Source organism: Streptomyces sp. NPDC051662 (assembly GCF_040681655.1).
Classification (GTDB): domain Bacteria; phylum Actinomycetota; class Actinomycetes; order Streptomycetales; family Streptomycetaceae; genus Streptomyces.
In genome coordinates this window covers 1-24,680 of record NZ_JBFAZD010000019.1, presented here as the reverse complement: position 1 = coordinate 24,680, position 24,680 = coordinate 1, and the positions used below count along the sequence as shown (strand labels likewise).

The following is a 24,680-nucleotide window of genomic DNA, read 5'->3' as shown; positions in this document are numbered from 1 at the left end:
ACCTGTAGAAGGTCGCGCCCTGGAGAAACGGCCCGCCGACGCCCGGCGAGGGGAAGCCGCAGGCCGACAGGCCGGCTGTCTCCAGACAAGTCCGCCAACTATCCGACGCGGAGATCACCGTGCGACTCGCGCAAGTAATGGCACATGCCTTTGAGCGCTATCAGGACCGGCCCGCCGTCGGTGAGCGTGCGAGGGAGTTCGTGCGGGACGCCCGGACCGGGCGCGTTTCGGTCCGTCTGCTGCCGCGCTACGAAATGACCACCTACAGGCAGCTGTGGAGCCGTATCCGCGCGGTGGCGAGCGAATGGCACCACCACCCGCGGCGCCCTCTCGTCGCGGGCGACCGTGTGGCCCTCCTCGGCTTCACCAGCCGGGACTACGCGACACTGGACCTGGCGTGCGGCTATCTGGGCGCCGTCAACGTTCCGTTGCAGATCAGTTCACCGACCGAGAACCTGACGTCCATCATGGCGGAGACCGAGCCGGTCCTCGTCGCCACGAGCATCGAGCGACTGGACACCGCGACGGAGCTGTCCCTGCGCACGCCCTCGGTCCAGCGGCTGCTCGTGTTCGACTACCATCCGCGCGCCGAGGACCAGGCGGAGCGATTCGCCGCCGCCCGCGACCGCCTGGCCGAGGCCGGACGGGACGTGGAGGTTGTCGCCCTGTCGGCGGTTCTCGACCGCGGCGCGGGCCTGCCCGAGGCGCCGCTGTACATTCCAGGCGACGACGAGGATCCCCTGTCGATGCTCATCTACACCTCGGGAAGTACGGGAACGCCGAAGGGTGCGATGTACCCCGAGCGGCTCGCCAGGGTGATGTGGGAGGACCGGACGAAGCGGACCGCCACGGACACGGTCACCATCAACTACACGCCGCTGAGCCATTTCGCGGGCCACTTCCTGCTGACGAACGCACTGGCCCGCGGCGGCTCCAGCTGCTTCACCGCCAGCAGTGACCTCTCGACATTCTTCGAGGACCTCGCTCTCGTACGGCCCACCGAGCTGTACCTCGTGCCGCGCGTGTGCGAGATGCTCCACCAGCTCTACCAGAGCGAGCTGGACCGGCGGACCTCCGCGGGCACCGACCCGGAGCGGGCCGCGGCACAGGTGCGCGAGCATCTCCGCGAAGAGGTACTCGGAGGGCGCGTCGGCTCGGCCAGCTGCGGCTCCGCGCCGCTGTCCGCGACACTGGCCGAGTTCACCGAGGCAGTACTCGGCGTCCCCTTGCACACCGGGTACGGCTCCACGGAGGTCGCGGGCATCGCCGTCAACGGCGAGTTGCTGAACCCACCAGTGATCGACTACAAGCTGGCCGACGTGCCCGAGCTCGGCTACTTCCGTACCGACGCGCCGCACCCGCGCGGCGAGCTCCTGCTGAAGGCCGACGGCATCCCCGGCTACTACAAGCAGCCCGAGCTGACGGCGGAGCTCTTCGACGAGGACGGCTATTACCGGACCGGTGACATCGTCGCGGAGCTCGGTCCACGCCGTATCGCCGTCGTGGACCGCCGCAAGAGTGTCCTGAAGCTGTCCCAGGGCGAGTTCGTGGCGATCGGCAGGCTGGAATCGATCTTCGCCGCCTGCCCGTTGGTGCGGCAGATCTTCCTTTACGGCAACAGCGAGCGCTCCTACCTGCTCGCTGTCGTCGTGCCCACCCCGGATGCCCTGCGGCGGTACGGGGACGACCGGGAACGTCTCGAACAACTGCTCAGCGATTCGCTCCGGCGGATCGCGAAGGACACCGGCCTGAATTCGTACGAGATCCCCAGGGGTCTGCTGCTTGAGGCCGAGCCGTTCAGCCAGGCCAACGGCCTGCTCTCGGACCAGCGAAAGTTGTTGTGGCCCAAGCTCGTGGAGCGTTACGGCGAGCGACTGGAGCAGCTGTACGCCGAGATCTCGGCCCACGAGACCCAGGAGCTGCTCGACCTGCGCCGCACAGGCGGCGACCGGCCGGCGCTGGAAACGGTCCAGCGGGCCGCGCGGGCGCTGCTGGTGGGCTCGATGACAGAGGTGAGTCCCTCCGCGCACTTCCGCGACCTCGGCGGCGACTCGCTGTCCGCGATATCGCTGTCGAACCTGTTGCACGACACCTTCGGTGTCCGGGTACCGGTCGACGTCATCATCAGCCCCGCGCACGACCTGCGGCAGCTGGCCGCCTACGTGGAGTCCAAGCGCACGGCCACCGCGACGCGCCCCACCTTCGCGTCGGTGCACGGCGAGGACGCCACCGAGACGCACGCCAAGGACCTCATCCTGGGCCGGTTCATCGATGCGGCGACTCTCGACGGCGCCCGCCACCTCCCGCGCCCTGCCGGGGAGCCACGCCGCGTTCTGCTGACCGGCGCGAGCGGATACCTGGGGCGCTTCCTCACCCTTGAGTGGCTCCATCGGCTGGCCCCGGCCGACGGCAAGCTGATCGTCGTGGTCCGGGGCAAGGACCCGGACGCCGCCAGGAAACGACTGGCCGATGCCTTCGGCAGCGACGACTCCGAACTGACCCACACCTTCGAGGAGTTGGCCGCAGAGCACCTGGAAGTGCTGGCAGGAGACATCGCCGAGCCAAGGCTGGGCCTGGACGAGGCTACGTGGGAACGGCTGACCGGTGAGGTGGACCTGATCGTCCACGCGGGCGCCCTGGTGAACCACATGCTGCCTTACCACTACCTGTTCGACGCCAACGTCCTCGGAACCGCGGAGCTCATCCGGCTGTCCCTGACCAAACGGCTCAAGCCGTTCACGTACATCTCCAGCGTGGCCGTGTCCAGATCCCGGAGGGGACAGCCTCTCGACGAGGACACCGACGTGCGCGCCGCGCTGCCCGTCCAGCCTGTCGACGACGGATACGCCGGCGGGTACACGACGAGCAAGTGGGCAGGGGAGGTGCTGCTGCGGGAGGCACACGACCTGTGTGACCTGCCGGTGACGGTGTTCCGCTCCAACATGATCCTCGCGCACAGCCGGTACACCGGGCAGCTGAACGTGCACGACATGTTCAGCCGACTGCTGTTCACTCTCCTCGCGACGGGCGTGGCCCCGAACTCCTTCTACCGGACCGACAGCGGCGAGAGGCCGCGGGCCCACTACGACGGCCTGCCCGTCGACTTCACCACGGCATCGGTCGTCACGCTGGGACGGAGCACCTCCGGGTACCGGACCTTCAACCTGGTGAACCCGCACGATGACGGCATCTCACTCGACACGTTCGTGGAATGGCTCATCGAGGACGGCCACGGTATCGAACGGATCGCGGGCTACGGCGACTGGCTCGTCCGCATCGAAGCCGCCCTGCGCAACCTGCCCGAGGCACAGCGCCAGTACTCCGTCCTTCCCTTGCTGCAAGGCTTCCAGGAACCGGAAGAGGCGGTGCCCGGTTCGGACGTCCCGTCGGTCCGCTTCCGGGAGGCCGTCCGGGAGGCCGGCATCGGACCGGATCGGGATGTGCCGCGCCTGTCCCCAACCCTCATCCGCAAGTACGTGACGGACCTGCGGCGCCTGATGACCGCCTGACCACGCTGTATCGGGCGAAGTCTCCGGTCGGGTCTCCCCCGGCCCGGGCCCGGCTGGACCTCGTCCGTCAACGGGGAGGAGAGCAGCGAGTTCACTCAGCTGCGCAAGACCTCGGACACCTCGGTGGAGATCCTGGACGCCGACGGTGCGGCCATCGCCATCACCGCCGCCCCGCAGGGCGGCTGGGCTCCCCAGACCGGCTATGAGTCGCCCGCCCTCACGGGGTCGCTCACCGGCACGTCGTTCACATTGAAGGACAGCCAGTCCAACGTGGCTGTCTTCACCAAGGCCGCAGGCACGACCACGTGGCCGCTGGCGTCCAGCGCATCCGCGGTGGACGACACGCTACTGACGTTCGTCTCCGAGACGACCACGAGCGGCAGTCAGAAGCTCGTCCGCCCGAAGTATGTGATCTCGCCGACCGAGGCCGTCACTGCCGCGCAATGCCAGGCCAACCCCGCACAACAGGGCTGCCGTGTCGTGGAGTTCGTCTAGGCCGGCGCGACCACCGCGTATGCCCGGCCGCAGGACTGCAAGGATTTGTGCCGGAGTCGTGCTCGCCTGCGGCCTGTTTGCCTGCGCGATGGCTACGGTGTCCGCCGGCGTCTGACGTGCCGACTGGTTCGGCCGCCGAGGGCCGGGGAATTCTTCCCCGGCCCTCATCCGCGCAGTGTGTTCAGCATGGGTCCACCGTGACGCTCCCACGTAGCAGAGGGGCATGATGGGGGCATGCGTAATCTGACCTACTCCGACGTGGGAATGACGGCGAAGAGCGGACCGACACCCCCGGGCTTCCACGTGCTGCAGCTCCGTACGCCATTGGGTCTCGGCACGTACGACCGTGCTGTCGAGGCACTCTTCGGGTGGGGCATGCACCGGGCCACCCCCTTGATCCGTGTCTCGAATGACACTCCGTACGCCGCGCCCGGCGTACAGGTTCTGCTGCGGGCGGGACCGCTTCGGGCGCCGTGCCAGGTCGTGTGGACCGTCAACGAGGAGCATCGGACCGGGTTTGCGTACGGGACACTCACCGGACACCCCGAGTGCGGCGAAGAGGCGTTCGTTCTGGAACGCCTGCCGGACAACTCCACTGATTTCGTCATCGTCGCCATCAGCAGACCCTCGGCTTGGTACACGAAGGCGATGGGACCGTGCGGACGCTTGCTTCAACAGGCCGTGGCACGCCGATACGCCAAAAGCCTACAGCGGCTGGCCCGAACGACGTGAACTCGGCCGCCCGGCCTGCAGCCACCCACAACGTTACTGGTCAGCGGGTCCGTCACGGCACGGAGCTGGACGATCCCGGCTTCCACCACGGCGTCCTGACGGACTGCCGCGAGCGTCTGGCCGAGGACGGCAGGGCTGACAAACTCCTCGGCCTCGTCCTGGAGAGAATCAGGGCCGCCGGACTGGTCACGGCGCGAGGACGTCAGCGGACCGACTCCACGCACATCCTGAGTGCCGTCCGGGACCTGACGTGCCTTGAGCTGGTCACCGAGGCCATGCGGCTGCCCTGGAAGTCGCGTGTCAGGCGCCGCGGGAACTGGTCGGGCTGATCACAGAGGAGTGGGGCACTCGCTTCGGACGGGCTGCCCGGCTCGGCAAGAACCCGCCCGGCCGAAGACCCGGATCAAGAACACCGGCGACGACCGGTATCTCCTGCTGCGATCCGGACCGGGCCGACCTCGGTCGTCACCGTCTTCGAGCGGTGCCCGTCGCGATTGTTCTCCCGACCGCCGGCCTGAGCCCTTCCCATCAGCTCCCCGACCAACTTCTCACCCGAAGCATCCAGCGGGCTTCCCGTGGTCTCCAGGGACTCGGTCTCACCCGTCACGTCAGTCATCAACTGCCGTTCCAGCTCAGGAGTTACACCGCTCACCGTACAGTCGCGCCTTCAGTGCCGATCGCGGGCTGGAACCGAAACGGAACCGGCCGTTGATGGGTTTGAGTCCAAAGCTCGCGGAACCAACCGCCTTTCGACATCGTCAGGTGCAGGGTGGATCAAAAGAAAGCTGCGGTATGCGTTTCTCCCACTGTTGGCGTGTGAGTGCGTCCTTGGTGATAGCACAGATCTGTTCCGAGGCCCGATCCACTTTCAATTGCCAGAGCCTGACGGAGAAGTCCTCACTGGCCGTGGCCAAAGTGGTCCCGTCCGGAGTGAAGGCCGCCGATCTCACGGCTGCGGTATGTCCGGTGAGGGGGCTGCCGAGGGGTGTGGCGTGAGCGGGGTCAGTGACGTTCCACAGCCTTACCGTATTGTCGTGGGACGCCGTGGCCAAGGTGATTCCGTCCGGGGTGAAGACCGCCGATCTCACGGCTGCGGTATGTCCGGTGAGGGGCTTGCCGAGAGGTGCCGCGTTGGCGGGATCGGTGATATCCCACAGCCTTACCGTGCTGTCGTTGCCTGCGGTGGCGAGGGTTTGTCCGTCGGGGCTGAAGGTTACGGAGTAGACGGCCTCGTTGTGCGCGGTCAGAGGTTTTCCTAAGGGTGTGGGGTGGGCGGGGTTGGTGATGTTCCACAGCCTTACCGTGCTGTCGTTGCCTGCGGTGGCGAGGATTTGTCCGTCAGGACTGAATGCCACGGACTCGATTCCCCCGCTGCGGCCGGTCAAAGGCGCACCGAGAGGTTCTGGATCGGTGGGTTTGTCGATGTTCCACAGGCGCACCATGCCGCCCTGGGGCAACCTAATACTTGAGGTGGCCATGGTGTGTCCGTCCGGACTGAAGACCACGGATGAGATTGCGGTGCTCGGTAGCGACAACGTTCCGAGGGGTTCTGGGTGTGAGAGTCTGCGGGCGTCCCACAGTCGTACCGTTTCGTCGTATGCCGCAGTGGCCATTGTGTGCCCGTCAGGGCTGAACGCGGTCGAGACGACTGCCTGGCTGTGACCGGTGACGACGCCGGATGGCAACTCCCACAGGCGCACCCTGCCGTCGTCGCCGGCAGTGGCCAGGGTACGGCCGTTCGGACGGAAAACCACCGAGGAGACGATATTCGTGTGGTCCGTCAGGGGTTGCCCGAGGGGCGTCGGAGTGGCGAGGTTGGCGGTGTTCCACAACCGTACTGTTCCGTCGTGGGACGCACTGGCCAGCGTGCCACCGTCAGGGCTGAACGAGATCGACCGAACCAATTTGGTATGCCCGTTCAGGGGTCCTCCCCAGACTTCGGGACGGGCGCGGTCGGCGAGGTTCCACAGCTGGACCGTCCCGTCGCCGGCAGCGGTGGCCAGGGTGCGGCTGTCCGGGCTGAAGGCGAGAGAGTGGATTACATCGTCACGTTCGGTTCGCATTTCGCCGAGTGCCTTGGGATGGCCAGGGTTGACCAAGCTGAACAATCTCACCGCGCCGTCGAATTCCGCGGTGGCCAGGGTGCGGCCGTCCGGGCTGAACGCCATACCCCAAAGCAAGTCGGAGTGTCCGGTCAACGGCTCTCCCAGACCCTTCGGGCGGCGCGGATCGGTGATATTCCACAGCCGTACGGTGCCCTTGCCGTCCGCGATGGCCAGCAGGTTTCCGTTCGGGCTTACGGCCACAGCGGTGACGGCTTCGCTCCGACCGGCGAGCGGCTTACCCACAGAGACTGGATGAGAAGAGTGGGTGAGATCCCACCGGGCCACCACGCCATCGCTGTCAACGGTCACCAAGTCACGCCCGTTCGGACCGAATCGCACGGAGGCGATCATCCCGGTGTGCCCGGGAAGGGCAGCGGACAAAGGGCCGTTGGCACCGGTTACCAGGCGTGTGTACAGCTCCGGTGTGGGACGCATGCGGTACGCGGTGAGGTCGAGTTGGGCCGCCAGGGAACTCTGAGAACCCCGCAGGCTGTCGGCCTGGGCCCTGACTTGGTGGAAGATGGCCGTGTTCCGTTCAGCCCGCGCCGTGGTGCTCTGGCGGTACGCGGTGATGGCGGCGGCCGAGGCGAGCAGCGCCAGCACCACCAAGCCGACGGTCACAGCGCGGCGCAGTCTCGTAGCGCGGTGGTGCCGGCGTATCGATGCGGTGAGGAAGGACCGTTCCACAGATGTCAGGGCGGCGTGCTGCTCCGATGAGGCGAAGAGTTCCTGGTTCATGGCCAGGCGGGTCCCCCGGTAAAGCGCGCCTGGGTCATGACCCAGCTCGTACCAGGTGCGGGCGGCCTCGGTCAGCCGGCGGTGGGCACGTAGGCGGTCACGTTCGGCGTCGATCCATGCGCGCAGACGGGGCCAGGCCCTGATCAGAGCTTCATGAGCGAGGTTGACGGTGCCCTCGTCCAGGGTGATCAGCCGCGCGCGGGTCAGGCGCTCCAGGACCACGGCTGTGTCGTGAAGGCGGCCGGTGTCGAGTTCGGCGCGGTTGGTGGGCCGGCATGTGTCCTGGTCACCTTCACCGGGGGTGACCAGACGGAGCAGGATGCGGCGGGACAGCGACGCTTGTGCGGGTGGTAATCCGGTGTAGAAATGTTCGGCGGTGTTGGCGACGGCGCCGTGGACGCCGCCGATGGCTTCGTAAGCGGCCTCGGTCAGCATGCCCCCTTTGCGTCGGCGCCAGGTTTCCAGAAGGGCGTGGGACATCAGGGGCAATCCACCGGGCTCGTCGGCGATCTCACCCAAGATCCGTGCGGTCAGGGTCCGTTCCACGGTCAGGCCGGCGGCTTGCGCGGGCTTGATGACAGCGTCGCGCAACTCCGCCGGGGTCATCGGCCCCACCACCAGCGTGCCGTCGTTGAGGTTGTCGGCCAGGTCGCGGAATTCCGTGCAGCGGCCGAAGTAGTCGGCCCGTACCGCGATGACGACGCGTAAGCGGCTGTTGGGTGCGCCGGCGGCCAGCAGGGCGTTGATGAAGCATGCGCGTTCGGCCGGGTCCGAGCAGAGCGTGAACACCTCCTCGAGCTGGTCGATCACCACGACGGTGTCGCCGTCGGCGTCCTTGGGTGTGAGCAGGTGTGCTCGGTCGAGGCCAGGGCGAGGGCCAGGGGTGAGGACGCGGATCGCCGCCGGGCGCAGGGCCGGGTCTGTCTCTTCACGTAGGCGGCCAATCAGTCCGGCGCGCAGCAAGGAGGACTTCCCGCTGCCGGACGGCCCGATCAGTGCGGTGAACCGCCGCCGACGCACGATGTCCCGCAGATCCTCGACGAGCCGGTCCCGCCCGAAGAACAACAGGCTGTCAGCCACCTCGAACCGGGCCAGGCCCCGATAGGGCGAATCACCGGCGTTCTCAGGGGGCGGTTCCTGCGCGGCTTCCTCTCCAACGGCTTCGTGCCAGCGGCGCTCCCACTCCTCCCCATCACCACCGCATGCCGACACATAGGCCAGCAATACCTCCAAGGTGGGCAGCTTCCGCCCCGCGGCGGCCTGCGACAGCGTCACCGCCGACAGCCCGGTCCTCCGCGCCATCGCCCGATAGGTCATGCCGTCCACCTGCTGCCGCACTTTTCGCAGCTCGAAGGCGAACCGCTGCACAGTCCCCTGCGCCGGGTCCAGCGGGCTCTCCTGACGGCCCATCCCGTCCTCTCCCCGTCCTCGCAGCCGCCCCCGTGAATGGGTGCCGGGCAGGGGCCAACCGTAGGAAGACACCGGAGCGCTGTACAAGTCACTGACCGGCCGAACTCATCGCCCCCCTTCCTTTTGTTCGCCGGCCCGGAGGGGGGCTGCTTAACAATCTCCGGGCCTCGACAGTCGATATCAACCGAGGCCAGCCGGTCGATGGCCCGCTGCCTCGGATCCCTGGTGCCGCGAGCACGCAGCACCACAACAGCCCGATCAACAAGGGAAGAGACATCATGCAGATGAAGGCCCGGACCGCGCTGGCAGCAGCCACGCTGGCACTGAGCGCAGGTCTCGTCGCGGCACCGTCGGCATCAGCCGGCACCACCGCGCAGAGCCCGCGACAGGACACCAGCGCGAGCCAGAGCTGCTGGAACGGGAGTGCCGTCAGGATCACCGGCGGCATGCTGCAGTACCAGGAGTGCCGTCGTACCTACGGGGGGACGACTCAGAGCAGCCTCAACATCCGTGTCCAGGACACCCGCACCGACGGCTACTGCGCCGAGGGGCGAGGCGACATCGGCAACAGTGCGAACAGCGCGGGGAGGCGCGTGTGGGTAACGGACTGCTCCACGAACGGTAGTTGGAGCGCGTGGAAGCGAAGCGGCTGGTGGAACGGCAACGAGGGCTATGTGTACCTCTACCTCGTGGCCGGTTGAGGCGCTCTGCTCTCCAGTGACTGCTACGTGTACTCCGTGAGTTTCGCGACTCGCGGCCGACTTTGATCTCGTCGTTGGGGCAGGCCGGGCGGGCGACGCCCGCCCGGCCTGCGGACGGTGGGGGTCTACAACTGCGGACCGGTGCCGCCGCCGAAGGCGACCAGGCGGTCCTTGCCGACCTGCCGCAGGTGCCGTTCGGCCACCAGATACGGAGTCGGCGGCAGTGGCGTGAGGACCGCGTGGTCCCGGGCGGCGCGATGCCCGATGACTTCCTGGTGTGTCTTGTGGGTCTGGGCCCGTCGTCGCGGCACCCAGGCGGCGAACGCCGCGGCTGGACGACAGGCTCAACGGAGACTTCGACGTGCTGAAGGACGCCGTTCGCCAGCGCCCGGGCGCGTGAGCCTCGATTTTACTCATCGCTGTACGTCGTGGATCCGCCGTCCGACAGCGATCGCGGTGAACAATGCCAGACCCGCGCCGACGACTGCGCCGGACACGCTCCACACGGAGGCCGCCACCGTGCCCACCCATACGAACAACGCGCTGACAACCAACCACCCCGCTGCGGCCCCCGTCAGGGCAACGGTCAGCAGATCAAACTGTCTCAGCGGTGCCTGCCGCCCGAACGGCCGTGACCACCGGATGACCGCGCCCGGAAGGGTCAGCGCGAGAGCCGAGGCCAAGGCGATGACGGGACCGCCCAGAGGGCCGGGCAGCGGCACCTTGTAGCCGATGCTCTGGATCGCCGCGAGTGCCATCAGGATGCCGCCCAGCACAGCGCCTTGGACCTGGAGGAGATGCTGCTGATGTCTTTGAAGCATCTGCTGGGTGACTGCCCCTGCTACCCTGCCCACCTCGTCGGCCCGCTGGCGGACCGCCTCCAGGTAGTAGGCGTCGTCGTCCAGTTGCTCTGCCAGCCACTGACCCAGTCGGTGATCGGTGTCGAGGGGCTCTCCCTGCCGCCGGCCCGGCTCTATGGGCACCGAGGCGGCCATGTTGGCCGCTGCGATCTGTGCGGAGCGGCGCATTCTCTGGAGGGTCGTGAGGGTGCCGATCAGGCCCTCGGCCTGGCGTACCTGGAGGCGGCCCAGCGCAGTCTCGGCCCTCATCAGGTCGTCGATGAGTCGGCTACCGTCCGCTACGGAGGCGGTGGGGGAGCCAACGCGCCGGTGGAGCCCTACGAGTTCGTCGATGAGCGCGTCCACGTCGTGTCGCAGGCCGTGTATGGCCGGCAGGTGGCGGTCTCTGACCGCCAAGAGGTGACGTAGCTTCACCGACTGCAGCAGGTAGCGGGTCAGAGGAGATGGCCAGGGGCGATCGCTGACCCATGACCATTCGTCAAGGAGTCCGTCCAATGCGTCGCCGTCGAGGTGGCCCGTGGCATCGGCGGCCACGACCACGAGTGTGCGGGTGGCGGAACGCGGCTCGGGTGATGTGTCCCACAGGGCGAGAGACTCGCTCACGCGTGACCACCTCATCTGCTGGCTCGGAACCGCCTGTCCCGTCGCAGTTGGTTCGTGTGCCAGAGCTGCGGCGACCTCGTCGAAGGGCGCGGTCCCCTCGCACACCCCCCTCAGGAGCCGCACTTCCCCCAGGACGGCTGGGGGACTGGCCTGGAGAGTCGGCGCGACCTCCTCCCAGCGGCGTTCGAGCGACGCCCAGTCCTCAGTGCCGTCACCGGCCAGCGCCACGACACAGCCGTAGGCATCGTGCGACTGGAACGCGAACGCCTGGTCCGTGCGTTCGCAGTTGCGTGGCGTACCGCGGGCGGCCAGTACCAGCACGGACTCGGAGGGGTCCCGGTCGGCCGTGGGGTTGGGGGCCGGTAGGTCGCGCGCGCTGCCGGGGGCGGATTCGGACATGCCCAACGCCCCGCAGGACTGCCACAGCTCGCGGAGGAGTGCTTCGCCTCCTGGCGTCGCCTGCAGGAAGACTTGTAGGAGGAGGGAGCGCCTACCGATCATTGTCGGTGGTGAGGGTCGGGGGTTCGGCGATCTCCGGCAAGCCGGGAATTGCTTCGATCGTCTCATTGAGGCGTTCGAGTACGAGAGGCGGTGCCGGGGCGGCGCGGTCCTCTTCCTCAAACCGTCTGATCCGGTGTGCTCCCATATCGAGGAGCTGGCGGTTGACGCGCTGAACGTCGGCCAGGCTGCCGTCCGTGACGGCCTGCCGCGCGGCTGGCAACAGCCTTTCGATTCCCTCCCACTGCGATGTGGTGAGGCGGGAAGCCGCCACCACTCTGAGGCGCCCTCGTAACGTGGTCAGAGCCTCTTCCAGTTCGAGGGCCTCTTCCTGAGCTGCTTTGGGCGGTTCGAATCTATCTGCCATCAACTGCCGTCCCTGGTCGCCGTGTTCTATCAATTACCCTATCGGGAGCACATGCCTGAGCCGATCACGGGGGACGCATGCATGAGCATCAGGAACGAGAGCGAATTACCGGCGAACTGGAGCGCCGACTAAGGAGGTTACGGGTCTGGAAGCGCCCTGGCCTCATCAAGCGCACGGACACTCTGGAACTGATCGCGTGCCTGCGCCGACTGGTCTTCCTTCCGGCACAGGGCGAGCCGGTCTTCCGCAAAGGCGAGATCGCAGCGCTCGCCCGCAGCCACTGGTACCGGTACCAGCAGGGGTGTGGGGACGAGCACGAACGCGTGGAAGCCCTCACCTACTTCCTCATGCTGCACGCGGACGCTCCCGACGCCATTCCGGCTTCGGCCCGGCCAGAGGTCGATCTCGCAGCCAAGTTCCTGGGAAGCATCCCCCTGGCCGTGCAGTTGCGCTCGGTGCAGGCCCGCGAGTATCGCCGGAGCCTCACGCATATCGATCCCGATTCGCGGCATGGGGCGGGCGAGGGCGTGGACAAGTTATCTGCGGCCCGCCTGAGGCAAGCCCTCGAAGGAGCAGGCATCGCCCGGGAGGACTGGGGCCCCTTCGTCTCTGAGAGAGTCCTCGAACTCACCCGCCGCCATGACTCCACCGGCGGCCCTTCACGCCTCACAGAGGCGATCCATCTTGCCGAGGCGGGCCTGACCGTCACGCAGTCGGGGAATGAGGGGCATGCTGTTCTTCTCTACACCTCGGCAGGAGTGCTGCTCAGTCGGCATTCTCTCACCAGGGACCCGGCCGACCTCGACCAGGCGATGCACCGGTTCCGTGCGGCCGCCGAAGCCTTCGATTCCGGAAGCGTTCTGTGCTGCGGCGCTCTGGCAGGACTGAGCTCAGTTCTACGAAGGCGCGCGGAACTCACCTATTCAAGTGACGACCTGACGGAAGCCATCCGCGTGGCGCGCGTCGCGGTCGATGAGGCGCCTCCCGGTAGCTCCGACCGCGGTGTCTGGCACACCTCCCTGGCAAACGCACTCGGTGCGCGTCACGAGCGTCACGGCGACCGCGAGGATCTGACCGAGGCGATCGAGCACTTCCGGCTCGCTCTGGCGACACCGCCGTCCAGGCAGCATGCGGTCGTGCAGGCCAACCTGGCCGGCGCACTCCTTCTGCTGCACATAGCCACCAAAGAGACGGAACCCCTCGCGGAGGCGGTGGGCTTCGCGAAGGCGGCAGTCGAGGCTACTCCGCGCCACGACATCGAGCTCCCCTCCCGGCTGTCAACTCTCGGCAGGATCTACCGTCAACGCCATCTGCACGACCGAGAGATCGAAACCCTGGACCGGGCTATTGAATGCCAGCGCAGGGCCTTGGCCGAAGTCGACGGCGTAGATGCCCGGCGGCCCGAGTTCATCAACACGCTCCTCGTCTCCCTGCGCCACCGCTACCAAACCTCGCGCTCCATGCCGGATCTCGAAGAGAGCATCTCGCTGGGGCGTGCGTTGCTGGACAGCATCCGATCCACGCATCCATCGCGGCCCGAAGTAGCGGCGAACCTCGCCAACTCCCTGTTGACGTGGACCGCCGAGACAGGCTCCGCTGACCTGGCACAAGAGACCGACGCACTGCTGGACGAGGCAGCTGACACCGCCGGGGCGCGCCCGTTCCTCAGGCTGATCGCCTCGATGAACCTCGGAACCCTGCGCCGGAAAGCCGGTGCTACGCAGCGTGCGCTGGAGAGCTACGAGAAGGCAATCGAGCTCCAGCGGGAAACAGCATGGCTCGGGCTGGACCTGAGTGACCGCCAGCGGTTCCTGACCGAAGTCTCGGGCCTTGCCACCGCCGCGGCGGCCACCGCGCTGTCACTCGACCGCACGGAGCACGCGGTCCTGCTTCTGGAACAGGGGCGAGGCATCCTGCTGGCGCAGGCCACAGAAGTGCGGCACGGCACCTCCTCCGACCTCGCCCGAGCCGATCCTCAACTGGCAGCCCGCGTCGAACAGGTCGCCGCCGAACTGGCATCCCCCAAGGCATCTGCCGACTACCGTCATGCGCTGGCCCGCGAATGGGAAGACCTCCGAAGCCAGATACTCCGCCTGCCCGACCTCAACCTGGCCTGGAACACCCCCCAGTATGACAAGCTCCGGGCGGCCGCAGCCGACGGACCCATCGTCGTAGTGAACACCGACTCGAACAGGTGCGACGCCATCGTCGTCGTTCCCGACGGGCCCCCGGTGCACATTCCTCTGCCGTCGCTGGAGTGGGGCGAACTCCGGCGTAGAGCCGAAGCTTTCGAGGCCGCTGGAATCAGTCTGGTCGAACTCCGGGATGACACACGGCTGCAGAGTGAACTGGACACTCTTCTTCCCTGGCTGTGGGATGTCATCGCGGAGCCGGTACTTGACACCCTCGGTATGGACGGGACCGGCTATCACCAGACCCTGCCCCGGCTCTGGTGGTGTCCGACCGGCCTGCTCAGCCTCCTGCCTCTGCACGCGGCCGGCCGTTACGACGACGAGGGCGGCGCCGGACCGGAACGTACGGCGGTGCCGTACCGGGTGATCAGCTCCTACACCCCCACCGTCCGCGCGCTCGCCGTCTCCAGGTCCGGAAACGTGCACACCCCGGCAACCGCCCGGAACCGGGTCTTGGCCGTGGCGGTGCCCGAGATCCCCGGAGAGCCGCAGTCAGCTCTGCCGGGGGCACTGTTGGAGCTGGAGAATGTCACCGCACAATGCCATGCCACCGAGCTGAAGGGGTCTGACGCGACGCGGGGACGTCTGCTGAGCATGCTGCCGGAGCATGGGTGGCTGCATTTCGCCGGACATGGGAAGCAGAACCTCGCAGATCCCTCGCTCAGCGCCCTGAGCTGCTACGACGGGCCGGTCACCGTATCCGACCTCGCCTCCTGCTACGCAAGCTCCCCCGACCTTGCCTTCCTCTCGGCGTGCGAGACGGCGCGCGGTGTTGCACTGCTCCCGGACGAACCGCTCCACCTGGCCGGGGCCATGCAGTTGGCGGGATTCCGGCACGTGATCGCAGCGCAGTGGGCCGTGCGTGACATCGTGTCCCCAGACCTCACACGGACGGTGTACCAGCGCCTGACCCTCAAGCCCGGTCGGCTGGACGCGACACACGCGGCCGAAGCGCTGCACACGGCCGTGGCCAAGTTACGCCGGGAAAGCCCGGATCGCCCCACGGTATGGGCCACCTATCTCCATGTGGGGCCCTGAGCACGGCGCCAGGTGCGTGGTCCATAGGGCGGTGGTGTCGCGGGCGGGCACACACGGTCGCCAGCAGTTCCATGATTCGCGCTTCTGCCCCTATGGCCAGTGGAACGTACGCCACGACGCCGGGGGCTCGAAGACCTCGACATGCTGGCAAGCTCGTGGGGTGCGTAAGAGTGGTGGCGTCAGTGTTCCTGGAGAACTGAGGGGCCGGAAGGTCCCTCGCTGCTCACCCGACCGCCTGCTGTTGTCCGGCGCGGGCGCGGATGGCGGCGAGGCGGTACCTCGTTATTCAATTTCCGGGGCTCGGTCGGCGGGGTCACCGCGTGGGCTTCACGGCATGTCCTATTACGGCGAGGCCGATTCCTGCGACGAGGAGTGAGCTTTCAGTTCTGGGGTGGGGTCAGCGTTCCGCGCCGGGGCTTGGTGCCGACGTTGTGGTGGGCGGGACGGCTGAACGCCTCACCGGCGGCGAGCACTCGGCCCACGTCATGACGGGTGGCTGGGCGGCGGTTCTTCGCACCCGGTGGTCGACCTGGCCCGGGCCGGGACGGTTTCGGTGCACCGGCTGGGGAACCGGCCCTCGTGTGCGGGCTTATGAACCCTCTACGGACCGTCTCCCAGAGTGGCAAGAGGGGAGGTAGCGCCACTGCACTCCGGTGCGGTCCACATACAGGATGGCGTTCATGGTCTCGCGCAGGTCGTGTTCTGGCTGACTGTCGCGTGTATCCAAGTGATCTGTCCAGAGATGTCTCAACGAGTTTCGGTGCCCCCAACCGCGTGAGTGAACTCGTATGGATGTAGTTCCTGGTTGTCGCGCGTGGCGGGCGCGGGTTCGGTGTTCCGGCGTGGCTGGATGAAGGGGAGTGCTCTGATCCAGGAGGTCTGAATGCGTGGCATTTCCCGTGTAACAGTGCTGTCTTTGGTGGCAGCGGGGGTTCTTGCCGGTACCGGTGCGGCAAGCGCGAGCGCTGCACCCCGGTCGGAGGAAGAGCAGAGCGCCAGTCCTGGGATCAGTCGTATGGAAGACCGGGAGCCGGCGAGTGGGGTAGAGGACAGGAGCGACATGGCGGGCATCTTCAGGGAGCACAGGCTCTACAACTGACCCTGTTTCAGTCCTCGCTCGCCCAGCTCCGCGGCTGCCGAATTCCTGGTTGCCACCGGCGACATGAGCGTCTTCGGCGCTCCGGACCGCCTCGCCGGCTTCGGCGGCGTCGCGCCGGTCCCACGCGACTGCGGCAAGATCAGCGGGAACGAACCTACGCCGTCCGCAGCGATGCAACCGCCGACTTCATCGTGTCCTCTATACCTCCGCGTTGTTCAGCATGCGCAAGTACGAGGAATCCCGTCGGTCTTACGATCGTAAGCGAGCCGAGGGGAAGCGCCACACTCAGGCTGTTCTCGCGCTCGCCCGTCGCCGCGTCAACGTAATCTGGGCCCGCTTGCGCGACGGACGACACTGCGAGCTCACGTCGCCTGCTGCCCTCGCTGCTTGGTAAACGGTATGAGGAATCAGTGGCGCCGGACACCCTTTGATCCTGTCCCATTGATTTTTGATCATTGCCATTGAAGGTTGACGACCAGTAGGTTCGTGTCATCGAAGTTCGATCAGCATGGAATGTTGGCCGTCCGTGGGGAGAGATGTCCATGGCCTTCATGGGAATCGGCTTCCTGGTCGGGTGGCTCGTGATCTCGCTGCTCGGCTTTGCGAGGTTCCGTGATCCGCGACACCAGGTGCTGTTCTCCGGCTCCCTGATCACTGTCGCCGTCGTAACCACCTTCGGAGTCCTGCGCAACGCCGGCCTGGGGGTCTTCCTTTTCGGTATCGGTGTGACCGCAGCACTCGTGCGGTTCACACGCGCCTGGCGCCGTCTGCCCGCCGCACGCCTGAAGTAAGCGAGTCCCTCGATCCGCAGCCTTGCGATCAGTGAAAGTTCGGACGCGGTCTTCGGCGTCGCGCCGAACGGCAAGGGTACGCGGTACAACGCTGGCATCATCGGGGGCGACGACGACCAGGAGACCGTCCGCATCGCCGCGTCGCCGTCGAATCCGGCCGCGCCGAAGATCCGTGTCTCCCGGATCAGATCGGGCGGGCCCCGCAGGAATCCCGACGGTGTCGCGGCGGACAAGGCATAGAGCAACAATCCTTGCCGCGTGTATCTGCGACGGCGGGGCATCCGCTACGCGATCGGGGAGAAGACCGGCAGCCGGGCCGCCCGCCTACGCGAAGGCTCACGCGGCGCGGACGGCCCGGCTTCGACAAGGCGCGGTACGAGAAGCGCAACACCGTTGAGCGGACGATCAATCGGCTCAAGCGAGCTGGAGCCGTGGCTGCCTGCTACGACAAGCGCGGCTGTGTCTTCCTCGGCACCGTAACCGTCGCGGCCCTGGCCGGCTGGCTCCGCGCCTGATCGGCCGGGGCCGGACGGCTACCCGCTCGGTGGCTGTTCAGAGCGAGGACAGGCCGTGCTCGTAGCCCTCGACCTCGTAGTGCTTGAGCATGTGCGACACCCGCTCCCTGACCGGCCCTCGCAGATAGGGCATGGCGTTCTCCAGATACGGCCCTGCTTCAAGGAGGCACTCCAGTATCTGGAAGTAGACGGCGCCGCGCCGATGCTCCCCGGCACCGCTGTAGATGTCCTCCACGAAACCGAAGCATCGCCGCAGCAGATCGCTGCCCGGTTCCGGATGCTCCAAGGCCGGCAGGAGAATTGGCCTCGTCAGGAGGTCGAGCAGGTTCTCATACAGGTGGGGCCCTGTGCCGGCTGTCGGCGGCGCCTCCTCGTGTCGGAGCCCGTACTTCTCCTCGACCAGATGCCTGGTCTCGGGAACGCGCTCGACGAGAAGGGTCAGGACGTCGTCGTCGGCGATCACAGCGCCGCCCATCCCTGTCATGTGATGACGATAGGGCATCCGTTCAGCCACTCGGCGCCCGCGTGAATCGGGGCACGGCCACGAGGCAAACCGGTTTGGAAGCCGTCGGCCCGAAGGGGCCCACGACCATTTCGGACGTGGCGGCGTGGGCCGGAGTGAGCAAGACGACCGTCTCGCACGTGCTGCCGGCAGGCGGCCCGTCTCCGATGCCACGCGCCGCAAGGTGGCACGTGCGGTCGAGGAGATGGGGTTCCAGCAGAGCTTCTTCGCTCTCGGTCTCTCCGGTCGCCGCAGCCAGACCATCGCACTTGTCGTCCAGGACCTGACCAACCCGTTCTATCCCGCCCTCGCACGTGGTCTCCAGCAAGCGGTCGGTGGGCGTGAGTACGTCGTCCCTGCTGGCGGACGTCGGAGCGGGCACACCGCCGATCGAGGCTTTCCTCGATGAGGCTGTCCAGCGCCGTGTGGACGGGGTGGTCGTGGCCGCCGTCGACGTACCGGACCGGATGCTGGAGCCCCTGCTCACCTCCGGGGCCCAGGTGGTGACCGTCGGCTCGCCCCGGCACGGGACATCGACCGATGTGGTGTCCTCCGACGACGAGAGGATCGCCGCTGATGCGGTCGCCTACCTGCACAGTCGGGGTCATCGGAACCTGGGCATCATCTCCGGGCCCGTGCGTGTCGCTCCCGGTTCGGCTCGTCTCGACGGCTACCGGCAGGCTCTGCGCGATCACGGCCTGCGGCCCTTTTACCTGCGGGGGGTGTTCACGAGTGCCGGTGGTCTGTGCGGTCGTCGGTCGGTGGGCGTTGACCAGGCCGTGCGGGTGGACGCTAGGGTCGTGAACGTGTTGAGTTCATCGGTGAGTGGAGACTTGGTCGTTGTCGGCGCCGGCATTGTCGGCGCGTCGGTGGCTTACCATGCCGCCCGGGCGGGTGCCGCGGTGACGTTGGTCGACGCCGGGCGGCCAGGCGGCGGTGTGACGGCGGACTCGTTCGCGTGGGTCGGGGCGTCTGGCGTGCGTAAGGGTCCGGCCGCCGGGCTGCGGGCCACCGCGACGGCGGAGTACCACCGGCTCGGGGCCGAGTTGCCGGGGCTCCCGGTTACCTGGTCTGGCTCGCTGAGCTGGACCGGGCAGGACAGTGCGCCGGACGCCGGGCCCGGGCAGACGATCGTGGACGCGGCCACCGTGGCGGCGCTTGAGCCCGCCCTTCGGCGGCCTCCGGAGTGGGCTGTCTGGGCTCCGGGTGACGGGGCTGTTGACTCGGTGGGTGTGGCCGAGCGGCTGGTCGCGGCTGCTCGTGCCCATGGAGCTCGGGTACATCTGGACGCGCGGGTTACCGCGGTCCGCCGTGATGCTGCGGGCCGGATTGCCGGGGTTGAGACGGCAGCAGGACTCCTCTCCGGTGCGACGGTGGTGCTGGCGGCGGGAGTTGCCACGGCCGCGCTGGGCGCGTCGCTCGGCGTGCGTGTCCCGGTCGAACCGTCGCCGTCGCCGCTGTTCCGGCTCCGCGCCCCGGCCGGTCTGGTCCGTACCGTGGTCAACACTGAGGACTTCGATCTTCGGCAGGTCGCCGCGGACCGGCTGATCGCCGCCGCGGACTCGCCCGAACGGACCCTTGCCGCTGTCCGGTCCACTTTCCATGGCGCGGGGGGCGTCGAGCTGCTCAGCACCCGACTCGGAGCGCGTCCCATGCCGGCCGATGGTGAGCCGATCGTCGGCCCGGTCGCCGAGGTCCCCGGCCTCTACTTGGCAGTGATGCACTCGGCGGTCACGCTGGCCGCGGCCGTGGGCCGTCTGGTCGCGCGGGAGTTGGTCGACGGAACCGTTGAGTCGGCTCTGTCAGGTTGCCGCCCGGATCGCTTCTGATGGCACGGCCCCGTTGCAGCCTGCCCCGCTGCTGCTCTCGGAGCAGGACCGCTTGACGTTGAGGTCGTGGTCCCGCTCATGGTCGATTCGGGCGGGGTATGTCGAGCGGGCGCGGATCGTGCTGGCGTGTGCGCAACCAGGCGCGGGAACGGGCTCGGTGGCGGCCGCGGTGGGCTCGACGCGGCCGACGGTGATCAAGTGGCAGGAGCTGTTCCGGGCGCACGGGCCGGCAGGGCTGGAGGACGAGCCGCGTCCGGGACGGCCGAAGAGCATCGATGACGCGGCGATCATCGCGGCCGCGTCGGAGCCGCCCCCCCCGGCGAGTCGGCATCTCACCGGCCCGCCCCCGGCCAGGTAACCCAGGCACTCCAGCCCACTCGCGCACGCCGAACTCCCGGAAGATCGGCGTGCACAGCCTTGCCTGCACCACCCCAACAGGCCCGCGGCGCACGTCCGTCCGACCCATCCTGCGTACTCAGACCTCCCCCCCAAAGAGCAAGGTCACCTCCACCTGCCTCAAGTACTGTGACTGCGCATGATCGAATCCGAGATCGACATCAGCGAGGATCTGGTCCGAGACCTGCTGCGGGACCAGCATCCGGACCTGGCCGCGCTGCCCATCCGCCAGGTGGAAGGCGGTTGGGGCAACCAGATGTGACGCCTTGGGGACGAGCTCGCGGTCCGGATGCAGCGGATGGGCACCCGCCCAGATATGCAGCTCAAGGAGCGCCGGTGGCTGCCGACCCTGGCCTCGCGCCTGCCACTGCCGATCCCGGTCCCCGTGCGCGAGGGTGCGCCGTCTGAGCGCTTCCTCAAAATCTGGACCGCATGACATGGGTTGAGGGCACACCGCTGGACCACGGCTCGATCACCCGCGGCGACCATGCGGCCGACATCCTGGCGGCCTTCCTTCAGGCGCTGCATGTGGAGGCGCCCGCCGAAGCGCCGGACGCCTCGGACCGCGGCGGTCACCCCAAAATGTGCACGGAGGGCTTTGAGAACTTCCTGCGGGCCGTGGACCTGGGCCGCTTCGTCGACGACGACATCCGCGCGGTGTGGGACGACGCGGTCACGGCTCCCGAGTGGGAAGGCCCGCGGGTGTGGGTGCACGGCGACCTGCATCCCGCGAACGTCGTCGTCGTGGACGGGACACTGGCGGGCATTGTCGACTTCGGCGCAGTCTTCGCCGGCGACCCGGCCTGGGACCTTGCGGCCGCCTGGTTGCTGCTCCCTGCGGGCGGCGCCTCACGGTTCTTCAACAGCTATGCACAGGCGGACGAGGCAGCGGTCCGACGGGCGCGCGGGCTGGCCGCGATGAACAGCCTGTTCCTGATGCTGATGGGCCAGAACGGGGACCGCGGCCTGCCTGGCGGCAAGCCGAATTGGGGACCTGCAGGCCGGTCGGCGCTTGATCGTGTCCTGAAGGGCCTTTGACGTCGGCATCGATCGACGTCGGCATCTATCGACCGTGCCTTTCAGGCTCCGTCCACTCGCTGACAGGGTCGGAGCAGTCCCGGCCGTCGGAACCGTGCAGACCGAGAACTGCTCGGTCCCGGTTGCAACGCCGCATGCGCCGCATCCAGCGTCCGGTCCAGAATCTGCCGGCTACTGGTGTTTGGCGCACGTTCGTCTTTCTGCCTGCGGCGGTCCCGATGACCGGGTCCGCGGTGGTGTGCGGTATCGCGCTGCGCCCGGACGGTCCCGTCAACGCGGCGCTCGCCTCCGTCGGCATCCACCAGCAGCCTTTCCTCACCGGACAGGGGCAGGTCGTCGGCAGCATCATCCTCATCGCGAGCTGGATCGGTGTCGGGTACTGGATGATTTTCCTCATCGCCGGGCTGAACGACATCCCGGCCGTGTACTACGAGGCGGCGGCGATCGACGGGGCGGGGCCTCTGCGCCGTTTCTGGTCGGTGACGCTTCCGCTGCGCCGCCGGCCTTTGCTGTTCGTCCTGGTCGCCGACACTGTCTCGAACTTTGTGCTGTTCGCGCCCGTGCAGATCCTGACCGGCGGGGGACCGCAGGGAAAGTCGAGTTTCCTCATGTACGAGATCTTCCACAACAGCTTCGAGCTGTCCGATCCGCATACCGCCGCGGTGGAACTCCTCGTACTGTTCGCCCTGATGATCGTCATCGTCGCGGTCCAGTTCCGGCTGCTGCGCAGCGCCGAGGAGAGCTGATCATGAACCGCATCTCGCTTCCGGACTCGGGCGCCTTCGCGCCCCGGACACGCATCCGCCCAGGCCGTGTTGTACTGACGGTCCTCGCGTTGGTCGTAGCCGTCGGCTTCCTGCTGCCGGTCCTGTGGCTCGTCGCCAGCACTTCCCGTAGCTCCACCGAGACCTTCGCCAGCAGCTCGTCCATGAGCTGGCACATGCTCTGGCCCGTTCACCGGACGCTCGGGAACCTTCACTCGGCGATCGACAACGGCTTCCCGCGCAACCTCGCCAACAGTGTGATCGTCGCGGCTGTGACCGTTGTCCTCGGCATGGTGATCTCGGCGATGGCGGCTTTCGCGCTGGCTGTCGTCGACTTTCCCGGACGCAAGATCGTCTTCGGCATGGTTGTACTGAGTTTCCTCGTCCCCTTCGAGTTCGAGGCGATCGCCATCCCTCTGGCGCACACCTTCAGTGACTGGGGCGTCACGAACAGCATTCCCGCCCTGGTCCTGCCCGGGCTCGGGAACGGACTGGCCATCTTCACACTCCGTCAGTTCTTCCTGGGTATCCCGCCGGAGCTGGCCGAGGCCGCGCGCGTGGACGGTGCCGGCTGGCCGCGCATCTTCCTCAGGATCTACCTGCCACTGACACGTCCGGCACTGATCGGTACCGGTCTCATCCTGTTTCTCTTCCAGTGGCAGGCATACCTGTGGCCCATCCTTGTCACCACCAGCGACGGCAATGATGTGGCGCCCGTCGCCATCGCCAAGACCTTTGCCGCGTTCAGCAGCGACTACGGCCGGGTCTTCGCCGAGACAGCGGTGCTGGCGATCATCCCCGCAGCGGTTCTGCTCGGTCTGCAGCGTTACTTCGTCGCATCGGTTGCCGGCACGGGGAGTAAGAATTGACCCGCGTGGCCGTCGTCGGATCCGCGAATCCGGACCTCGTCGCCCATACTCCACCGTCGCCCCGCTCCAGGCGAAACTGTCCTGGGCGGCAACCATCAGCGGCACCCGGGCGGAAAAGGGATTCAACCGGGCGGCCGCCGCGGCGACCCTCACCACAGCGTCGTTCGCCGGCCGTCGCGGATCCGACGAGGGCGGCCGCGTACGGGAGGCAGAGCTCGTACGGCGAGGGGCCGACACCTCACAGTTCCGTGCCCTGGAAGGACCCAGTGGTCACGCTCTGATCACTGTGACGCCCGACGGTGAGAACAGCATTACCGTGCTCCTCCCCGAAAGCGAATCTCCTGCTGCTGACGGACGACGTCACCCGTGCACTGGACGTGCTCACTCCCCAGGTCGTTCTCACCCGGCAGGAGATGTCGCTCGCGAGTACCGAGGCCGCGGCACGGTGGGCGGTCTCTACGGCGCACGGTTGAACGACAAGGGCCGGCGGCGGGTTCGCCGGCGTCACGGCGGTGCACCTCTCCCGCGGAACCGGCGTTGTCGAAGCGGCACGACAGGCAACCCGGGCAGTAGCCCGGGCCATTGAGACACCAAGGTCCAGGCGATAGGAGAATCGCGTGCACGTCAGAGCCGACGCTCCACGCCGTATCCGCCACCTGCGAAACACCACGGCAGGTCTCATAATCGCTGTTCTCGCCACGCTCTCAGCGGCAGTCCCGGCCCACGCCGATACCATCTCCATTCCGAAGAAGACCGTGCCGGCCGTGTCCCGGGCGGCGGCGGCCGTACCGTCTCCACCGACCGGCTTCAGACCTCGGGCAACCCCACACCCGTGGGAACCGGGAAGAACTATTACCTGGACGCACAGAGCGGCAACGACACTGCTGCCGGCACGACTTCCGCGACCGCCTGGAAGACACTGAGCCGTATCACCGCCGCATCACTGTCACCCGGTGACGTGGTCGCCCTGCGCAGGGGCCAGACGTTCACCGGCAGCGCGACCTTGAACGGTTCGGGCACGTCTTCCGCCCCCATCACGGTCACCGCGTTCGGCACCGGCACCCCGCCGACCCTGTCGAACCCCACGGGCTGGAACATGCTGCAGCTCGCGGGCAGCCATATCGATGTCACTCAACTGCGGTTCGCGAACGGTGTCGTCTTCGACAACGCCGACGGCAAGGGCATTGCCAGCCCCAAGTACAAGCTCAGCGGCGCTGTCGCGGTCACCGACCCGGCCGTATCCGCGCACATCCATGACAACGAGTTCACGCAGGTCGGCCTCGGAGTCAAGACCTATGCCATCGGCACACGGATCAACCACAACTCGTTCCATGCCCCTGAAGATCGCCTTCAGGGGCATGGACTCCGGTACCGAGACCTCCTACGGAGCCCTCGGCGTCCGGTGCACCGTCGGACGCCGCGAGCCTTGCCCGGCAACCCTCTCCGGTCAGCGCACCAGCGGCATGGCTAGGCCGGGAGGGAGAAGCCCTCAGGCGGTGCGCCCTCGACGAACAGCATGCCCACCCGGACCTTGTCCTCTCGTATCTCCCGGGCCCGCCGGTACTCGGGGGAGTCGTACCACTCCCGGATCCGGTCCATGTCGGGAAACTCGATGACCACGAACCGGGA

19 protein-coding genes and 5 pseudogenes are annotated in these 24,680 nt (G+C 67.5%); 16 read left to right on the top strand and 8 right to left on the bottom strand.

What is annotated here, in order from left to right; translation table 11 throughout:
• Positions 1 to 119 precede the first annotated feature (119 nt).
• From car to AB0M67_RS27895, 4 genes are all read left to right on the top strand, one after another.
• Entirely contained in the window at positions 120 to 3,509 is a 3,390-nt protein-coding gene (car, locus tag AB0M67_RS27910; protein WP_365749816.1) for a carboxylic acid reductase, read from the top strand.
• Positions 3,510 to 3,632: 123 nt separating this feature from the next.
• Positions 3,633 to 4,004: a hypothetical protein gene (locus AB0M67_RS27905; protein ID WP_365749814.1), complete on the top strand. Its 372-nt coding sequence runs from the start codon at positions 3,633 to 3,635 to the stop codon at positions 4,002 to 4,004.
• A gap of 234 nt (positions 4,005 to 4,238) precedes the next feature.
• Complete coding sequence (locus AB0M67_RS27900; RefSeq protein WP_365749812.1) at positions 4,239 to 4,736, top strand: DUF1990 domain-containing protein; 498 nt, start codon at positions 4,239 to 4,241, stop codon at positions 4,734 to 4,736.
• Entirely contained in the window at positions 4,733 to 5,065 is a 333-nt protein-coding gene (locus AB0M67_RS27895; protein WP_365749810.1) for a hypothetical protein, read from the top strand. Before AB0M67_RS27900 ends, AB0M67_RS27895 begins: the two co-directional genes overlap by 4 nt.
• A 429-nt stretch (positions 5,066 to 5,494) precedes the next feature.
• On the opposite strand, the gene AB0M67_RS27890 is transcribed toward AB0M67_RS27895, so the two are convergent.
• Complete coding sequence (locus AB0M67_RS27890) at positions 5,495 to 8,989, bottom strand: helix-turn-helix domain-containing protein (RefSeq protein WP_365749808.1); 3,495 nt, start codon at positions 8,987 to 8,989, stop codon at positions 5,495 to 5,497.
• 278 nt (positions 8,990 to 9,267) lie between these two features.
• Here AB0M67_RS27890 and AB0M67_RS27885 point away from each other — a divergent pair, with 278 nt between their 5' ends.
• Positions 9,268 to 9,690: a hypothetical protein gene (locus AB0M67_RS27885; RefSeq protein WP_365749806.1), complete on the top strand. Its 423-nt coding sequence runs from the start codon at positions 9,268 to 9,270 to the stop codon at positions 9,688 to 9,690.
• Positions 9,691 to 9,836: 146 nt separating this feature from the next.
• On the opposite strand, the pseudogene AB0M67_RS27880 reads toward AB0M67_RS27885, so the two are convergent.
• From AB0M67_RS27880 to AB0M67_RS27870, 3 genes and pseudogenes are all read right to left on the bottom strand, one after another.
• Positions 9,837 to 10,019: pseudogene (locus tag AB0M67_RS27880) on the bottom strand (IS21 family transposase); the annotation flags it as partial.
• Between the two features lie 84 nt (positions 10,020 to 10,103).
• On the bottom strand, positions 10,104 to 11,654 hold the full coding sequence (locus AB0M67_RS27875) for a CATRA conflict system CASPASE/TPR repeat-associated protein (protein ID WP_365749804.1): 1,551 nt from the start codon (positions 11,652 to 11,654) through the stop codon (positions 10,104 to 10,106).
• Complete coding sequence (locus AB0M67_RS27870) at positions 11,644 to 12,018, bottom strand: CATRA system-associated protein (protein WP_365749802.1); 375 nt, start codon at positions 12,016 to 12,018, stop codon at positions 11,644 to 11,646. Before AB0M67_RS27870 ends, AB0M67_RS27875 begins: the two co-directional genes overlap by 11 nt.
• 77 nt (positions 12,019 to 12,095) lie before the next feature.
• Between AB0M67_RS27870 and AB0M67_RS27865 the strand changes: the two genes are divergently transcribed.
• On the top strand, positions 12,096 to 15,248 hold the full coding sequence (locus tag AB0M67_RS27865) for a CHAT domain-containing protein (protein WP_365749800.1): 3,153 nt from the start codon (positions 12,096 to 12,098) through the stop codon (positions 15,246 to 15,248).
• A gap of 380 nt (positions 15,249 to 15,628) precedes the next feature.
• On the opposite strand, the pseudogene AB0M67_RS27860 reads toward AB0M67_RS27865, so the two are convergent.
• Positions 15,629 to 15,856 (bottom strand): annotated as a pseudogene (locus AB0M67_RS27860) (transposase); the annotation flags it as partial.
• 20 nt (positions 15,857 to 15,876) lie between these two features.
• Positions 15,877 to 15,954 (bottom strand): annotated as a pseudogene (locus AB0M67_RS27855) (transposase); the annotation flags it as partial.
• A 429-nt stretch (positions 15,955 to 16,383) separates the two neighbouring features.
• Here AB0M67_RS27855 and AB0M67_RS27850 point away from each other — a divergent pair.
• From AB0M67_RS27850 to AB0M67_RS27840, 3 genes and pseudogenes are all read left to right on the top strand, one after another.
• A pseudogene (locus AB0M67_RS27850) lies at positions 16,384 to 16,741 on the top strand (transposase); the annotation flags it as partial.
• 148 nt (positions 16,742 to 16,889) lie between these two features.
• On the top strand, positions 16,890 to 17,138 hold the full coding sequence (locus AB0M67_RS27845) for a hypothetical protein (RefSeq protein ID WP_365749799.1): 249 nt from the start codon (positions 16,890 to 16,892) through the stop codon (positions 17,136 to 17,138).
• Positions 17,139 to 17,389: 251 nt separating this feature from the next.
• The gene (locus AB0M67_RS27840; RefSeq protein ID WP_365749797.1) at positions 17,390 to 17,653 is read left to right on the top strand and encodes a hypothetical protein; all 264 of its coding nucleotides are present in this window, start codon (positions 17,390 to 17,392) and stop codon (positions 17,651 to 17,653) included.
• 37 nt (positions 17,654 to 17,690) lie between these two features.
• Here AB0M67_RS27840 and AB0M67_RS27835 read toward each other — a convergent pair whose 3' ends face one another.
• Complete coding sequence (locus AB0M67_RS27835) at positions 17,691 to 18,137, bottom strand: hypothetical protein (protein WP_365749795.1); 447 nt, start codon at positions 18,135 to 18,137, stop codon at positions 17,691 to 17,693.
• Between the two features lie 41 nt (positions 18,138 to 18,178).
• Between AB0M67_RS27835 and AB0M67_RS27830 the strand changes: the two genes are divergently transcribed.
• From AB0M67_RS27830 to AB0M67_RS27800, 7 genes and pseudogenes are all read left to right on the top strand, one after another.
• The gene (locus tag AB0M67_RS27830; protein ID WP_365749793.1) at positions 18,179 to 18,442 is read left to right on the top strand and encodes a LacI family DNA-binding transcriptional regulator; all 264 of its coding nucleotides are present in this window, start codon (positions 18,179 to 18,181) and stop codon (positions 18,440 to 18,442) included.
• Positions 18,443 to 18,496: 54 nt separating this feature from the next.
• The gene (locus tag AB0M67_RS27825) at positions 18,497 to 19,984 is read left to right on the top strand and encodes an FAD-dependent oxidoreductase (protein WP_365749791.1); all 1,488 of its coding nucleotides are present in this window, start codon (positions 18,497 to 18,499) and stop codon (positions 19,982 to 19,984) included.
• A complete protein-coding gene (locus AB0M67_RS27820) occupies positions 19,944 to 20,342 on the top strand; it encodes a helix-turn-helix domain-containing protein (protein WP_365749789.1) in 399 nt (132 codons plus the stop codon). Before AB0M67_RS27825 ends, AB0M67_RS27820 begins: the two co-directional genes overlap by 41 nt.
• A 177-nt stretch (positions 20,343 to 20,519) precedes the next feature.
• A pseudogene (locus tag AB0M67_RS27815) lies at positions 20,520 to 21,418 on the top strand (phosphotransferase).
• Positions 21,419 to 21,552: 134 nt separating this feature from the next.
• Positions 21,553 to 22,164: a sugar ABC transporter permease gene (locus AB0M67_RS27810; protein ID WP_365749787.1), complete on the top strand. Its 612-nt coding sequence runs from the start codon at positions 21,553 to 21,555 to the stop codon at positions 22,162 to 22,164.
• Positions 22,165 to 22,253: 89 nt separating this feature from the next.
• A complete protein-coding gene (locus AB0M67_RS27805; RefSeq protein WP_365749785.1) occupies positions 22,254 to 23,051 on the top strand; it encodes a carbohydrate ABC transporter permease in 798 nt (265 codons plus the stop codon).
• 832 nt (positions 23,052 to 23,883) lie between these two features.
• Positions 23,884 to 24,522 (top strand): hypothetical protein, encoded by a 639-nt coding sequence (locus AB0M67_RS27800; protein ID WP_365749783.1) that lies wholly within the window; start codon positions 23,884 to 23,886, stop codon positions 24,520 to 24,522.
• On the opposite strand, the gene AB0M67_RS27795 is transcribed toward AB0M67_RS27800, so the two are convergent.
• Positions 24,519 to 24,671 (bottom strand): DUF1330 domain-containing protein, encoded by a 153-nt coding sequence (locus tag AB0M67_RS27795; RefSeq protein WP_365750048.1) that lies wholly within the window; start codon positions 24,669 to 24,671, stop codon positions 24,519 to 24,521. The two genes, AB0M67_RS27800 and AB0M67_RS27795, sit on opposite strands and share 4 nt — an antisense overlap.
• Positions 24,672 to 24,680 lie beyond the last annotated feature (9 nt).

What these genes read in the sequence shown, in the direction of transcription:
- AB0M67_RS27890 (WP_365749808.1), bottom strand. Translation starts at nt 8,989, where the DNA reads ATGGGCCGTCAGGAGAGCCCGCTGGACCCGGCGCAGGGGACTGTGCAG.
- AB0M67_RS27845 (WP_365749799.1), top strand. Translation starts at nt 16,890, where the DNA reads ATGGCCTTCATGGGAATCGGCTTCCTGGTCGGGTGGCTCGTGATCTCG.
- AB0M67_RS27870 (WP_365749802.1), bottom strand. Translation starts at nt 12,018, where the DNA reads ATGGCAGATAGATTCGAACCGCCCAAAGCAGCTCAGGAAGAGGCCCTC.
- AB0M67_RS27875 (WP_365749804.1), bottom strand. Translation starts at nt 11,654, where the DNA reads ATGATCGGTAGGCGCTCCCTCCTCCTACAAGTCTTCCTGCAGGCGACG.
- AB0M67_RS27810 (WP_365749787.1), top strand. Translation starts at nt 21,553, where the DNA reads ATGCGCCGCATCCAGCGTCCGGTCCAGAATCTGCCGGCTACTGGTGTT.
- AB0M67_RS27835 (WP_365749795.1), bottom strand. Translation starts at nt 18,137, where the DNA reads ATGACAGGGATGGGCGGCGCTGTGATCGCCGACGACGACGTCCTGACC.
- AB0M67_RS27865 (WP_365749800.1), top strand. Translation starts at nt 12,096, where the DNA reads ATGCATGAGCATCAGGAACGAGAGCGAATTACCGGCGAACTGGAGCGC.
- AB0M67_RS27885 (WP_365749806.1), top strand. Translation starts at nt 9,268, where the DNA reads ATGCAGATGAAGGCCCGGACCGCGCTGGCAGCAGCCACGCTGGCACTG.
- AB0M67_RS27900 (WP_365749812.1), top strand. Translation starts at nt 4,239, where the DNA reads ATGCGTAATCTGACCTACTCCGACGTGGGAATGACGGCGAAGAGCGGA.